The organism is Bradyrhizobium sp. 482_C4_N1_8, assembly GCF_052075965.1.
In the GTDB taxonomy this organism is placed as follows: Bacteria; Pseudomonadota; Alphaproteobacteria; order Rhizobiales; family Xanthobacteraceae; genus Bradyrhizobium; species Bradyrhizobium barranii.
Genome location: NZ_CP197231.1, coordinates 4,128,891 through 4,143,177 on the forward strand (window position 1 = coordinate 4,128,891; position 14,287 = coordinate 4,143,177).

General features: G+C 65.3%; 11 protein-coding genes. 6 read left to right on the top strand and 5 right to left on the bottom strand.

The genetic code is table 11. The features are described 5' to 3' along the window. Nucleotides 1-144 precede the first annotated feature (144 nt). Genes AB7Z56_RS19690 through AB7Z56_RS19705 form a run of 4 tightly spaced genes read left to right on the top strand, consistent with a single transcriptional unit; the run spans nucleotide 145 to nucleotide 4,097 of the window. The gene (locus tag AB7Z56_RS19690; RefSeq protein WP_223154008.1) at nucleotides 145-861 is read left to right on the top strand and encodes a YdcF family protein; all 717 of its coding nucleotides are present in this window, start codon (nucleotides 145-147) and stop codon (nucleotides 859-861) included. Nucleotides 862-921: 60 nt separating this feature from the next. Beyond that, nucleotides 922-1,704 carry a DUF169 domain-containing protein gene (locus AB7Z56_RS19695; protein WP_166342045.1) on the top strand — a complete coding sequence of 261 codons (783 nt, stop codon included), beginning with the start codon at nucleotides 922-924 and terminating at the stop codon, nucleotides 1,702-1,704. A 9-nt stretch (nucleotides 1,705-1,713) separates the two neighbouring features. Next, entirely contained in the window at nucleotides 1,714-2,892 is a 1,179-nt protein-coding gene (locus tag AB7Z56_RS19700) for a saccharopine dehydrogenase family protein (protein ID WP_135215973.1), read from the top strand. A 29-nt stretch (nucleotides 2,893-2,921) separates the two neighbouring features. Then, on the top strand, nucleotides 2,922-4,097 hold the full coding sequence (locus AB7Z56_RS19705; protein ID WP_354112943.1) for a saccharopine dehydrogenase family protein: 1,176 nt from the start codon (nucleotides 2,922-2,924) through the stop codon (nucleotides 4,095-4,097). A gap of 140 nt (nucleotides 4,098-4,237) precedes the next feature. Here the strand turns inward: AB7Z56_RS19705 and AB7Z56_RS19710 are convergent, their stop codons facing one another. Beyond that, nucleotides 4,238-5,434, bottom strand: a complete 1,197-nt coding sequence (locus tag AB7Z56_RS19710) for an FAD-dependent monooxygenase (RefSeq protein WP_063982932.1) — start codon at nucleotides 5,432-5,434, stop codon at nucleotides 4,238-4,240. A gap of 147 nt (nucleotides 5,435-5,581) precedes the next feature. On the opposite strand from AB7Z56_RS19710, the gene AB7Z56_RS19715 reads away from it, so the two are divergent. Next, a complete protein-coding gene (locus AB7Z56_RS19715) occupies nucleotides 5,582-6,052 on the top strand; it encodes a MarR family transcriptional regulator (protein WP_063986329.1) in 471 nt (156 codons plus the stop codon). A gap of 66 nt (nucleotides 6,053-6,118) precedes the next feature. Here AB7Z56_RS19715 and AB7Z56_RS19720 read toward each other — a convergent pair whose 3' ends face one another. The 3 genes from AB7Z56_RS19720 to AB7Z56_RS19730 all read right to left on the bottom strand — a co-directional run bounded on the left by AB7Z56_RS19720 (nucleotide 6,119) and on the right by AB7Z56_RS19730 (nucleotide 10,342). Next, nucleotides 6,119-7,381, bottom strand: coding sequence for an O-antigen ligase family protein (locus tag AB7Z56_RS19720; RefSeq protein WP_063982933.1), 1,263 nt, complete (start codon nucleotides 7,379-7,381; stop codon nucleotides 6,119-6,121). Between the two features lie 168 nt (nucleotides 7,382-7,549). Continuing rightward, nucleotides 7,550-9,088, bottom strand: coding sequence for an undecaprenyl-phosphate glucose phosphotransferase (locus AB7Z56_RS19725; protein ID WP_354131597.1), 1,539 nt, complete (start codon nucleotides 9,086-9,088; stop codon nucleotides 7,550-7,552). 120 nt (nucleotides 9,089-9,208) lie between these two features. Continuing rightward, nucleotides 9,209-10,342, bottom strand: coding sequence for a glycosyltransferase family 4 protein (locus AB7Z56_RS19730; RefSeq protein ID WP_063982935.1), 1,134 nt, complete (start codon nucleotides 10,340-10,342; stop codon nucleotides 9,209-9,211). A 201-nt stretch (nucleotides 10,343-10,543) separates the two neighbouring features. On the opposite strand from AB7Z56_RS19730, the gene AB7Z56_RS19735 reads away from it, so the two are divergent. Continuing rightward, a complete protein-coding gene (locus tag AB7Z56_RS19735) occupies nucleotides 10,544-12,841 on the top strand; it encodes a GumC family protein (RefSeq protein ID WP_231142096.1) in 2,298 nt (765 codons plus the stop codon). Between the two features lie 252 nt (nucleotides 12,842-13,093). Here AB7Z56_RS19735 and AB7Z56_RS19740 read toward each other — a convergent pair whose 3' ends face one another. After that, nucleotides 13,094-14,275, bottom strand: a complete 1,182-nt coding sequence (locus AB7Z56_RS19740) for a GNAT family N-acetyltransferase (RefSeq protein WP_063982937.1) — start codon at nucleotides 14,273-14,275, stop codon at nucleotides 13,094-13,096. Nucleotides 14,276-14,287 lie beyond the last annotated feature (12 nt).

Here is a 14,287-nt window from a genome sequence, read left to right on the forward strand (position 1 = left end):
ATTTCTGAAGATGGACGGGCCGGTCAAGCCCGGCACGATCATTCCAGCGAGGCTCCCCTGTATTTCGTTCTTTCCAAGACCCTCGGCACCGCTCTGCTGCCGATCAATCTCCTGATCGAGCTCGGAATCCTGTCGCTGCTGCTGATGGCGACGCGGTTTGCTGCGGTCGGCCGCAAGCTCGCCGTGACCACGCTGGTGCTGCTGGCGTTGGTCGCGTTCTCGCCGATCGGCAATCTTCTGCTCTATCCGCTTGAGTCGCGTTTCCCGGCGTGGGACCCGTCGCGGGGCGCCCCCGACGGCATCATCGTGCTCGGCGGCTCGATCGACACCGATCTGTCGGCGGCGCATCGCACGCCCGTGGTTGCGCACGCGGCCGATCGCATGCTGGCACCGGCCGACCTCGCGCGGCGCTATCCGAACGCGCGTATCGTCTTCACCGGCGGCTCGGCGAATCTGGTCGCGACGGAGGCGAGGGAGGCCGACTACACCGCGCCCATACTGGAAAGCCTGGGCATACCGAAGGAGCGCCTGATCCTCGAGCGCGACTCCCGCAACACCTGGGAGAACGCGATCTTCACAAAGCAGCTGGTGACGCCGAAGCCGGGCGAACGCTGGCTTCTGGTCACGTCGGCTTTCCACATGCCGCGCGCAATGGGCATTTTCCGCAAGGCCGGGTTCGATGTCGAAGCCTATCCGGTGGATTGGCGGATGGGTGGGCGCGACGGGCTCTTCGCCTTCACCCGCAATGGGGCAGATGGTCTCGGCAAGACCGACGTCGCCGTGCGCGAATGGATCGGCCTTTTGGCGTATCGCATCATGGGGCGGACCGGCGAGTTGCTTCCGGGACCGGGCAAGGACTAAAACGGGAGTCGCAAAACAAGAACAGAGTACCGGCGCGCGATCGCCGGTCGGGAGGACGCCATGCAACAGCAGAGCGCAGACAGGATCGATCTTGCCGGCCTCGTCGCCGACCTCAACAGCCTGCTGCGGCTGAAGACGACGGTGATCGGCATGAAGCTGTTCGCGAGCGCCGCCGACATGGAGGCGATCCCGAAAATCCGGCGGCCGAACGCGGTCCACACCACCGACCAGATCGTCAGCATGGCTGCACGTCTGGGCTGGACGGTCGGCATCACCGCCGACGATCTTGTCGGCGCGCAGTGTCGCGCCGTGATCGGGCTTGCGCCGCAGGACGAAAAATGGCTCGCCGGCGAAAACTATGTCGGAGTCTGGCACGGCACCGCCGAGGACGCGCGCAAGCGCCAGGAGGCGCTGGACGTGGTTCCGTTCGGGCAGTATCAGGCGCTTGCGGTTAGTCCGCTCGCCAGCGGGCGGCTCGATCCGCCCGACATCTGCCTGGTCTATGCAACGCCGGGGCAGATGATCATCCTGATCAACGGGCTGCAATATACCGGCTACAAGAAGTTCGAATGGGGGGTGGTCGGTGAGACCGCCTGCGCGGATTCCTGGGGGCGGGCGCTGAAAACCGGCGAGCCCAGCCTGTCCTTGCCATGCTATGCCGAACGGCGCTATGGCGGCGTGCCGGACGAGGAGATGCTGATGGCCTTGAAGCCCTCGCATCTTGCCAAGGCGATCGAGGGCATGAAGGCGCTGGCCAAGAACGGCCTGCGCTATCCGATTCCGCCCTATGGGATTCAAAGCGACGTCCGCGCCGGCATGGGCGTGAGTTACGCGAAGAAATAAAGGTCGACCATGAGCTCAGCGAAATTCGACATCGTCGTCTACGGTGCGACCGGTTTCACCGGCCAGCTCGTCGCCGAATATCTGACTCAGCATTACAAGGGTGACCACGCGCTCAAATGGGCGATGGCAGGCCGTAGCCTCGGCAAGCTCAAGTCGGTACGCGATGCGATCGGCGCGCCCGGGAATACGCCGCTGATTGTCGCGGATGCGTCGGACGCGGCCTCGCTGAAGGCGATGGCGGAGCAGACGATGTCGGTGATCACCACCGTCGGCCCGTATCAGCTCTATGGCGAGGAGCTGTTAGCTGCCTGCGTTGCTACCGGCACCGATTATTTCGATCTCTGCGGCGAGCCGATCTGGATGCGGCAGATGATCGACAAGTACGAGGCGGCCGCCAAAGAGAGCGGCGCGCGTATCGTGTTTTCCTGCGGCTTCGACTCCGTGCCGTTCGAGCTCGGCGCGTTTGTCGTGCAGGAAGAGGCCAAGCGCGTGTTCGGCGCTCCGGCCTCGCGTGTGAAAGGCCGCGTGCGCGACATGCGCGGCACGCTCTCGGGCGGCACCGCAGCGAGCGCCAAGGCGACCTTCGATGCGGTCGCAAAGGACATCAGCCTGATCGCGATCCTGAACGATCCGTTCGCGTTGACTCCGGGCTTCACCGGCCCGAAGCAACCGAAGGGCAACAGGTCGCTGCTCGAGGAGGACCTGCAATCCTGGGCCGCGCCGTTCATGATGGCACTGATCAACACGCGCAACGTCCATCGCTCCAACATGCTGATGGGCTTTCCCTACGGCCAGGACTTCGTCTACGACGAGATGGTTCTGACGGGTCCCGGCGAGAAGGGCGAAGCCAACGCGCAGCGCGTGGTGGCAGCCAACGCCGAGAAGACCGGTCCGAACGCGCCGAAGCCGGGCGAGGGGCCCTCGAAGGAAGAGCGGGAGAACGGCCGCTTCGACCTGCTCTATGTCGCGATCGCGCCCGACGGCCGCATGGTTCGCGCCGGCGTCACCGGCGACCGCGATCCCGGCTACGGCTCGACCTCGAAGATGATCTCCGAATGCGCGATGTGCCTGTTGCGCGATGTGACAGATGTCCCGGCCGGATTCTGGACGCCGGGCGCGGCGATGCAGCACAAGCTGATCAAGCGGCTGCGGGATAATGCTGGGCTGACGTTCGGAGTGGAAGCATAAGGTCCACGGCTCCCAAGGAAGCGTGATCCGTGTCCGCGAAGTTCGACATCGTCGTCTACGGCGCAACGGGATACACCGGCCAGCTCGTCGCCGAATATCTCGCTGCAAGCTATGCCGGTGACGGCGCGCCGACATGGGCGATGGCCGGGCGCAGCAGGGACAAGCTCGCCTCCGTTCGCGATGCGATCAGCGCACCCGCTGACACGCCGCTGATCGTGGCGGACGCAGCCGATCCGGCTTCGTTGCGGGCGATGGTCGATCAGGCGAAGCTGGTCATAACCACTGTCGGTCCCTACCAGCTCTACGGCTCCGATCTGCTTGCCGCCTGCGTCGCGTCGGGCACCGACTATATGGATCTCTGCGGCGAGCCGATCTGGCTGAAGCAGATGATCGACAGGTATGACGCGGCGGCGAAGGCGAGCGGCGCGCGCATCATGTTCTCCTGCGGCTTCGATTCCATCCCGTTCGAGCTCGGTGCGTTCTTCGTGCAGGAGGAAGCCCGTCGCGTGTTCGGAGCGCCGGCGCCGCGCGTCAAGGGGCGCGTCCGCGACCTCAGCTGGAAGTTCTCCGGCGGCACCTCGGCGAGCGCGAGGGTCACCTTCGAAGCAGTCGCGCAGGATCTCAGCCTGGTGTCGATCCTCAAGGACCCCTTCGCATTCACGCCCGGCTTCGAGGGGCCGAAACAGCCGCGCGGCAACAAGCCCGTTTTCGAGGAAGACCTGCAATCCTGGTCCGCCCCGTTTGCTATGGCGACGCTGAACACGCGCAACGTCCATCGCTCCAACATGCTGATGGGATTCCCGTATGGCCGCGATTTCGTCTACGACGAGATGGTGCTGACGGGGACGGGGGACGAAGGGCAGGCCAACGCGAAGCTCGTCATGGCCGCCAATAGCGAAAAGACCGGCCCCAAAGCGCTCAAGCCCGGCGACGGGCCATCGAAGGAAGAGCGCGACAACGGTCATTACGACGTGCTCTATGTCGCGATCGCGCCCGACGGCCGTCAGGTGCGCGCGGCGGTGAAGGGCGATCTCGATCCCGGCTATGCCTCAACGGCGAAGATGGTTTCCGAATGCGCGATCTGCCTGCTGCGCGACACGCCTGATGTCCCGGCCGGTCTCTGGACGCCGGGCGCAGCGATGCAGCACAAGCTGATCAAGCGGCTGGTCGATCACGCCGGGCTGAGGGTTGAGGTGGAGAGATAGGCGCTTTTGCGTGCCTAAATGACGGTGTCGTCGCCCGGCTTGACCGGGCGACCCAGTATTCCAGAGACAGTGTTGTTGAATCGAGAGGCCGCGGCGTACTGGATCGCCCGCCTTCGCGGGCGATGACAGTGAGATTGCCGCTACGCCGCCCGCGCATCATACGCGTACATGAACTCCATGCTCTTCGAGCCCAGCGGCAACAGCCATTTCATCATCTGATTGCGGACCCATGCGCCGGTGGCGCTGAACTCGCGCTTGCTGTTGCCGTTGCGGCGCGCCATCGCGACGATCTTTTCCGTGCGCGGGCGCCGCTCGGCCTCGAAAGCCTGGAAGGTGGCGCCGAGCTCCTGGCCCTCCTGCATCAGCCGCGCGAGCCGCATCGCATCCTCGAGTGCGAGCGAAGCGCCCTGGCCCGCGTGGGGGCTGGTCGCATGCGCGGCATCGCCGATCAGCAGGGAGCGCTTGCGCGACCAGGTCGGCAAGGTCGCGACGTCGAGCGTGTCGGTGACCACGATATTCTCGGCCGCGTCGATGATATCGGGGATCGGATCGTGCCAGCCGTGATGGAAGCCGCGCAGATGCTGCTTCAGCGTCGCGTGGTCGAGCGCGCGGAACATCGCCGCGTCCATGCCGTGCGCGGGCTGCGTGCTCCACCACATCACGCCGTCGTTCGGATCCGGGCTGCAATAGCCGTAACCGAAGAAGCCGCTCTTGCCGAACGTGGTCTCGACGTGCCGGCCGATCGGCCTGCCATCGAGGACGGCGTGCGGCACGAAGCCGCCGAACCCGATCAGCCCGGTGTCGAACGGTTGCGGACCGTCCGGCACGACCTGGCGGCGCACGACCGAGTGCACGCCATCGGCGCCGATCAGAAAGTCGCCTTCGGCCGTGGTGCCGTCGGAGAAGTAGGCGATGATCGGCTGGTCGCCGCGGTCCTCGATCTTGATCAGGCGCTTCTCGAAATAGAGCGAGACGCAGGCGCACCAGGCCTTGTCGATCAGGATTTCGTTCAACGTTGCGCGGCAGACATTGACGGCCGGCTGGCCGAAGCGCCGCGCCATGTCGCGGTTGATCGAGCCGAGCCGTTCGCCGCTCTGCGAATAGAAGTCGAAGGATTCAGCGATCGAGCCGCGGCTGATCAGCTCGTTCGCGAGCCCGATCTCGTCCAGCACATGCATGCCGTTCGGTGCGATCTGGAGGCCGCCGCCGATACCTTTCGAATAAGGCCAGGCCTCGTAGATCGCGGATTCGATGCCAGCGCGGCGCAGCAGGATCGCGGTGACGGGCCCGGCGATACCGGCGCCGATGATCAGGGCCTTGCGGGGACGGTTGGACATGGCTTGCTCCCGACGTTTCCGTGGTGCTAGGAGAAATTACGGTTGCTAAATCTCTTAGTAGCTAAGATATATATCGACTAAGATATGAGGTCGGCCTTGTCAAGGACGAAGGCGCGCGCGGCGCTGTTGCAGGAGCTCGAGGAGGCGATGCGGCGGTCGTCCGCGCAGGGCGTGCTCTATGGCCAAACGGTTGCAAACGTTGCCGGAATTGCCAATTCCGACCTCGAATGCATGGACATCCTCTATCTCGAAGGACGCGTCACCGCGGGCCGGCTTGCCGAGGTCACGGGGCTGACGACGGGCGCCATCACCGGCGTGGTGGACCGACTCGAGAAGGCCGGGCTGGTGCGCCGCGAGCGGGACGAGCAAGACCGCCGCAAGGTCTTCATTTCCGTCGTGCCCGAGACGGCGATGAAGATCGGCCAGCTCTACGTGCCGATGCAGCAGGCGATGGAGAAGGTGTTTGGCGCCTATTCCGACGAGGAGCTGCGCCTGCTGCTGCGCTTCGCGACCGAGGGCTACAAGGGCGTGCTCGCTGCAACCGAGGCGCTGAAGGGCCTGCTCGATACGCCGCCGGAAAAGCGGCCCGATCTCAAGCTGAAGAAGCTTCGTCGCTAGAGCGTTTTCGAGCGAAGTGGATACCGGTTCGCGTCAAGAAAACGCGTCAAAACAGAAAGCCAGACATTACCGTTCCGATTCCATCGGAACGGTATTGTCCTTGATCTTGTAAGCCTGCGCAGCCGCGATCATGCCCCACATCGCGCCCAGCATCATCCAGAAGTGCCGCCAGTGGTCGGTGTCGATCACGAAGCTCTCGCCGACGGTGCCGACGAAGGCGGAGAAGATCGCCAGATAAGCGCGCTGCCAGGGCACACGGACGAAGATGTGCCTGATACCCATGATCACGGTGGTGAAGACCAGCGCGGGGTAGCACACGCCGGAGAGCCAGCCGCCGGACATGAAGGCGTTGAGGTAGGAGTTGTGGGTGTCCTCGGGGAAGTAGCGGTGGAATTGCAGGGGGCCGATGCCGAACGGCAGGTCGAGCGCCATCTCCGCGCCGAGGATGTGCCGGCCGAACCGGCCGAAGCGGCCTTCGTCATAGCTCTGGTCGAAGCTCGCGCGTTGCTTGAACATCTCGGCGGTGGAATCGAATGACAGCAGCACCGCGATCAGCGCGAGGCCCAGCACCGCGGCGACGATCGCCATGACGACGATGCGCGAGCGTTGCGCGTTGGTGCGGCTGGTCAGCACCATCAGCACCAGCATGAAGGCGGAGGTCAGCACCAGTCCGCCCCAGGCGGCGCGGGAGAACGCGAGCAGGATCGCCAGCGACATGATGCCGAAGGCGATGACGTTGCGGAACGCCTTGGCAAACTTGTCGGAGACCACGCTCTGGAGCGCGAACAGCGCCGGTAGGATCAGGAAGGCGCCGAGCACGTTCGGGTCCTTGAACGTGCCGCGCGCGCGCCCGTAGAGTGTGAGGAGATCGTCTCCGCCGGGAACCAGATGGAAGTAGCCGGCGACCGCAGACAGCGAGGCGACCATCGCGCCGACCACGAGGCCGCGGCGGAGCATGTCCAGCCGGGCCGCGGTGTCTTCCGAGGTGACCATCGCGAAGAACACGACGGTGACTGCCATGTACCACGAGGTCGCAATCCAGCTCGCCACCTCGGACTGTTCGTACAGCGGGACCGCGCTGATCGTGTAGCCGACATTGAGCAGGACCAGCATCAGGATCAGCGGCATCAGCACGAGCCGCAGGCGCAGACCGGTCGCGAAGAAGGTGACGGCGGCCAGCAGCGTCACGATCTCGTAGGGGCTCGGCTCGATGAAGACGATGGCGCCGGAGGCGCCGGCCAGCCACACCAGCGCGCGCTGGATAGCCAGCACGCCGGGCGCAGCCGGTGCGGCTAATTTCACTCCACCGGCTGTCGCCGCATACGCCATCACATGCTCATACGCTTACGCAACTTGTACGCCACAACTTCCGCCGTCATGCCCCGCGCAGGCGGGGTATCCAGTACGCCGAGCCGTTCGTGGCAGTTTCCACTGCCGGCGATTACTGGATCGCCCGGTCAAGCCGGGCGATGACAGTGTGGCTCGGGGGTAGCAAACTCAATACGCGTTCTCGTTCTTGGTCAGCAGCGAGACCGGCGTCTTCAGGAGAATGACGAGGTCGAACAGCACCGACCAGTTCTCGATGTAGTAGAGGTCGAATTCGACGCGCTTCTGGATCTTCTCTTCATTGTCGATCTCGCCGCGCCAGCCGTTGATCTGGGCCCAGCCGGTGATGCCGGGCTTGACGCGGTGACGAGCGAAATAGCCGTCGACGGCTTCGTCGAAAAGGCGGCTCTGGAGCTTGCCCTGCACCGCATGCGGACGCGGGCCGACCAGGGACAAATTGCCTGAGAACACCACGTTGAAGAGCTGCGGCAGCTCGTCGAGGCTGGTCTTGCGGATGAAGCGGCCGACGCGGGTGACGCGCGGATCGTTCTTGGTCACGACCTTGGAGGCGGTCGGGTCGGCCTGATGGTGGTACATCGAGCGGAATTTGTAGACGTCGATGCGCTCGTTGTTGAAGCCGAAGCGCTTCTGGCGGAACAGCGCCGGGCCGGGGCTGTCGAGCTTCACCGCCAGCGCCACCAGTCCCATCACCGGCAGGGCTGCGAGCAGCGCGAGGCCGCCGACGATGCGGTCGAACAGCCACTTCATCACCAGGTCCCAGTCGGTGATCGGCGCCTCGAACACGTCGAGCGTCGGCACCTCGCCGAGATAGGAATAGGAGCGGGGACGGAAACGCAGCTTGTTGGTGTGCGCGGAGAGCCGGATGTCGACCGGCAGCACCCAGAGCTTCTTCAGCATCTCCAGGATGCGGGTCTCCGCCGAGATCGGCAGCGCGAACAGCACGAGATCGACGCGGGTGCGGCGGGCGAATTCGACGATGTCGTCGACCTTGCCGAGCTTGCGCGCGCCGGCGCAGGTGTCGAGCGCGCGACTGTCGTTGCGGTCGTCGAACACGCCGAGCACGTGGATGTCGGAATCCTCCTGGGCATTCAGCGCCTCGACCAGTTGCTCGCCGTTGCTGTCGGAGCCAACGACGATGGTGCGGCGGTCGAGCCGGCCCTGGCGTGCCCAGGCGCGCACCAGCGAGCGCAGCACCAGACGTTGGGAGATGAGCGCGGCGAGCCCGAGGAAGTAGAAGGCGGCAAGCCACAGCCGCGACATTTCGCTGCCGAACTTGGCGAAGAAGGATACGCCGATGAACAGCAGGAAGACGAACGACCAGGAGGAGATCATCCGCGTCATCTGCCGGAGCTGACCGCGGAACAGCTGCACCTGATAGATGTCGGCGGCCTGGAAGCAGACCACGACGGCGATGATCTGCGCGGGATAAACCCAGCTGAAGGAGCCGGCGAGCGGCATGACATAGCCGACATAGAGCGCGATGCCGACGAGGCTCAGCAGGGCGAAATCGGCCAAACGGACGAAGCCGGTGATCACGATCGGAGAATAGGCGCGGGCGACCTTCTGGTTGACGACGTCGAGCGCGGCGGGCGAGAGCCGGCGGCGGCGCTCCACAAACGGTTGGTCAGCTGGCTTCGCCGCGGCGCCTGTCGCGGCGTCGAGCATCGAGCGTGCGTTGAGCGGTTCCACGGGCGTCCACGTCCATTCCAAAAAACCCGCGGGTCGCAGCGTTGCGCCCCGGGCGAGCATCCCCTGGCACGTCGATTATCGGACAAATCGGAAGATTCTCTAAAGCGGTCTTAAGGATGGTTAATGATTGGCAAATGCGTCGCGATAACCCGCGAGCACGCCGTCAACCATCGCCTGCTGGGAGAAATGCGCGGAGATGCGCTCGCGCAGGGCGGATGCGCGCTGCGCGGTCGCCTGCGGATCGTCGAGCGCGGCCGCGATCGCCTCCGCCATCGCTTCGGCATTGCTCGCCGCGAACAGGGCCGGGCTCTCGGGCCCAAAAATCTCGGGGATGCCGCCGACGCGGGCCGCGATCATGGGAATGCCGGCAGCTCCAGCCTCGATCACGACGTACGGCATGGAATCGCCGCGCGAGGGCACGACCAGCAGCCGCCCCTTGGAGAAGCCGTAGCGCGCCTTGACGTGACCGATGAAGCGGATGGCGCTCGAGAGGCCGAGCCTGTCGACCTGCGCCTTCAGCGCCGCCGTCTCCTCGCCGTCGCCGCCTAGCGTGAGCGTGACCTTCTTGCCGCCCTCGTGCAGGCGCGCCACCGCATCGACCAGCAAATCCGCGCCCTTGATGTGCCTGAACTCGCCGACATAGGAGAGGTCGGTGGCATCGTCGGCGATGCTAACAGGCTCGAATTCTTCCGGCGTCACGCCATTGAAGACGCAATGCACCACGCCCTTGGGTGTGCCGACGATGCGCTGATAGGTGTCGCGCGCAAACGCGCTCTCGAACAGAAACAAGTCCGTCGCGTCCATCAGCGTGCGTTCGAGCCGCGCGTAAAACTCGCCCTTGAAGGTGTTGAGGGGATAGTGCAGCGAGCCGCCATGCGGGGTGTAGATGCGGATGGTGTCGTTGGATCGCCGCCGCATGCGGACGAAGGCGCCGGCCTTGGCTCCGTGGCCGTGCGTGACGTCGGGTTTGAGCGCGGCGATCAGGCGCCGCATCCGCAGCCACACCAGAAAATCGTCAGGCGACGGTTCGCGACGGATCGCCAGCCGGTGCACGCCGAGCTTCAGCCGCGGCGCGAGCTCGGCCAGCGCCTTGTCCGCGCGCTCACCACCGGTGAGGCTGTCGGCGAGAATCCCGACGTGATGACCGCGATCGACCTGACCGTTGGCGAGATCGAGGATGTGGCGGAAGATGCCGCCCACGGGAGCGCGCACGGCGTGCAGGATGCGGAGCGGCCGGTCGGGAGAGGGGGGCATGATCAGAACCAGCGCTCGACGGCGAATGCTCGAACAATTCTCGAAATATCGAGATGGATTAAGAGCCCTCGTGGTTAACAAACGGTGTCGGCGCGGTGCGCGCCGGTCGCGGCAGGGCGCGATTAACCCAGCAGCAACCTTAATGGAGTGTAATCGCCCCGGTTGAGGTAGAGTCGCAGCGTTGCCCTGCGGGAGTGTTCGATGCGTTTAGCGTTCTGGCGTGCCGGCAAGGACAAGGCGGTGGTCGAGCGGGCTATTTCGAAGCCCAAGGCCGAAGCCAAATCGACCGAAGCCGCGCCCAAGATTGAAGCAGAGCTTGCGCCCGTTGCTGCGAAGCAGGCACAAGCCGAATCCGGCGACATCGATTTGCACGCGCTCGGCGCGGTGCTCGCCCGCAAGCGCGGCTGGATCATCGTGCCGACGGTGCTCGCGCTCGTCGCGTCGATCGCCGCCGTCAATCTCATCACTCCGCGTTACAAGTCGGAATCCCGCATCCTGATCGACGGCCGCGAGAACGTGTTCTTGCGGCCGAGCAGCGACCGCAGCACCGAAGAGCGGCAGTCGCTCGATCCCGAGGCGGTGACCAGCCAGGTGCAACTCGTGCTGTCGCGCGATCTCGCGCGTGAGATCATCAGGAAGAACAAGCTCGCGGAGCGCCCCGAATTCGATCCAGTGCTGCAAGGCATTTCGCCGCTGAAGTCGCTCGCGGCGCTGATCGGCATCGGCCGCGATCCGTTTTCGATGACGCCGGAAGAGCGGGTGCTAGATGCCTATTACGAGCGGCTCCAGGCCTACGCCGTCGACAAGTCGCGCGTGATCGTGGTCGAATTCCAGTCCGCCGATCCCGACCTTGCCGCGCGCGTCGCCAATTCGATCGCCGACGGCTATCTCGTGCTCCAGCAGAATGCGCGCCAGGATCAGGCCCGCAGCGCCAGCCAGTGGCTTTCGGGCGAAATCGAAAATCTGCGCAAGAAAGTCTCCGACGCCGAAGCCAAGGTCGAGGACTTCCGTTCCAAGTCGTCGCTGTTCGTCGGCACCAACAACACCACGCTCTCGAACCAGCAGATGGGCGAGGTCAATACCCAGCTCAACAACGCACGCTCGATGAAGGCGGATGCTGAATCCAGGGCGCGGCTGATCAAAGAGATGCTCCAGAGCGGCAAGCCGATCGAGGCGTCCGAGGTGGTGAACTCCGAACTGATGCGGCGGCTGTCGGAGCAGCGGGTGACGTTGCGGGCGCAGCTTGCCGAACAGTCATCGACGCTGCTCGGCAATCACCCGCGGATCAAGGAGCTGAAGGCGCAGCTTGGCGACCTCGACAACCAGATTCGCGACGAAGCGGCCAAGATCTCGCGCTCGTTCGAAAGCGATGCGCGGATCGCCAGTGGCCGGGTCGACGGCCTGACGGCGAGCCTCGATCAGCTCAAGAAGCAGGCGACCTCGACCAACGGTCAGGACGTCCAGCTCCGCGCGCTCGAGCGCGAAGCCAAGGCGCAGCGGGACCTGCTCGAGACGTATCTTGGGAAGTATCGCGAGGCCAGCACCCGCGAAAGCATCGATACCGCGCCGGCGGAAGGCCGCATCATCTCGCGCGCCATCGTCTCGAATACGCCGGCCTATCCGAAGAAGCTGCCGATCGTGCTGATCGCGACGATCGCGACGCTGCTGCTCTCGTCCGGCGTCGTCGTCACCGGCGAGCTGTTGCGCCAGACCGCGCCGCGCGCGGCGGCCGTGTTCACGCCGGCGCAGACGCAGGCACCGGTGCGCCAAGAGCCGGTAGTCCACCAGCCGCTGGTCCAGCCGGTCGTCCAGCCGGCGGCTGAACCGATGCTCGATCCGGTTGTGGAGGACCTTACGCCGCTTCAGCCCGAGATGACGGCCGATGCCGACGTCACTGAATTCACCGAGATCGAGCATCTGGCCGACAGCCTGCGCGCTGCGGGGCCGGCGGCGAAGAAGGTCACGGTGCTCGGCACCGCGGCCGGCGAAGCTATCACGCTGTCGACGCTGACACTGGCCCGGCACCTGGCGCGCGATGCGCGCGTCGTTGTGGTCGATCTCGCCGCATCCTCGCCGACCATCGCCGCGGTGTCCGTCGATGCTTCGGCTCCCGGCCTCGCCGAGCTGATGCAGGGCGAGGCCTCGTTCGCGCAAATCATCACCCGGGACAAGCTCTCGCGGCTGCATCTGGTCATGGCCGGCCGTCCCGGCTTCGACCGCAGCCTGCTGCAATCGCCGCGGGTGACGCTCGCGATCGATGCGCTGCTCCGCGCCTACGACCACGTGCTGGTGGACGCCGGCAGCGCCTCGGACCTCCCGGCCGAACTGCTGACGGCGCATGCCCGCGCCGTCGTGGTGCCCGATGCCTCGATGGCGCCGGATGCCCGCACGCTGATGTGCGAGCAGCTGCGGGCCGTCGGCTTCAGCGAGGTAACGATGCTGAGCAGGCCGGTGCAGCCGTCGGACGCGGCCGAAGCACCGCGCGGCGTGGCGGCGTGATCTCTCTTACCCTCTCCCCTTGCGGGAGAGGGTGGCTCGCCGCGTAGCGGCGGGACGGGTGAGGGGTATCTCTCCGCGAGTCTCATGGCCGTTTAAATTTGCGGAGACATACCCCTCATCCGGCGCCATAGCCGAAGCTTCGCTTCGGCGTTCCTAAGAACGGCGGCCGAAGGCCGCCTATGCAACCTTCTCCCGCAAGGGGAGAAGGGAAGGGCAGCTCGCAAGTGGCTAGAGATTGAGAGGCTGTGACGCCTACCCGAACGTCTGCCGCAGCCGCCGCGCCAGATCGAACAACATCTGGTTCTGCTTCACCAGCCGTTTGCCGTGGCTCAGCGAGGACATCGCCATCGCCGCGAGTTTTCCGCGCGCGGTCAGGGGCACGAAGCTGTCGAAAATGTCGTCGTCGTCCTTGCAGAACATGCGTTTGTAATCGTCCGAGCCGATGCCGAGATCGAGCGAGCGGTAGCCGCGTTCGGCGTAGCGGTCGATGATGTAGCGCATCAGGATCAGCCCGGGGCTGTAGCGGGCGTGCTCGGACATCGTGTAGGTGTTGAACATCATCGAGAAGCGCTGGCCGTCGGCGACGCCGGCGAAGATCGCGATCACCTCGTCGTCGCATTCGAGCGCATGGATGTCGATGACGCGGCCTTCGCCGCGCGGCGACAGGCATGCGCTGCGGATGAACGCTTCGACGCCGGGCTCGGCAAAGACGTTGGGCAGTTTCTGTTCGGCCATCCGCGCCGGCTTGACCCGGAAGAACCAGTCGAGCAGGCGGGTGACGTCCGCATCCGTGGTGGCGAGGTGATAACGATAGCCGGCAAGCGCCTGGAGCTTCTTTTCCTTGCTCTTGAGGCGGCGGCGAAAGGAGTTGCTGATCCGCGATGTGGGCGGCCCGCCCGGCTCCATCGCCAGGAGAGGGCAGCCGTTGATCGCACTCTGCCGCGGCAGCTGCGCGAACGGGTTGTGCTGGTCGTGCCAGCGCAGCGGCTGCTGCGTCAGCGCGAGCACGTCGGCATGCTCGCGCAGCGGCGCAAGCAGCGCGTCGAGATCGGCGCTGGCGACCTCGGCGGCGAACGCGGCGTTCCACAGGCCCATGTTGAAGGTGGTGTGCTTGCCGCCCATGAAGCAGGCCGTGCGCACGCCGTGGCCTTGCCGCAGCGAGAGCGGCAGCAGCAGGAGCGGCTGGCGCTCGGTGTCGCGGGCAATGACGATGAAGGGACTGGCGCCGTCGTGGCTGCCGACCAGCCGTTGCCATGGGCTGAGCAGGTCGAAGCGCTGGTAGGGCGTGAAGAGGTGACCGCTCTCCTCGAACGCGCGCCAGACCGTCTCGGCCTCGGCCAGATCGGTGACGATATCGACATGCGCGATACGGCTCGCTTTCGACCGCGCTGGCGATTCTGCCGTCCGGCTTTGCATCGCCGCAGCCATGGTCATTCACGAAACCTG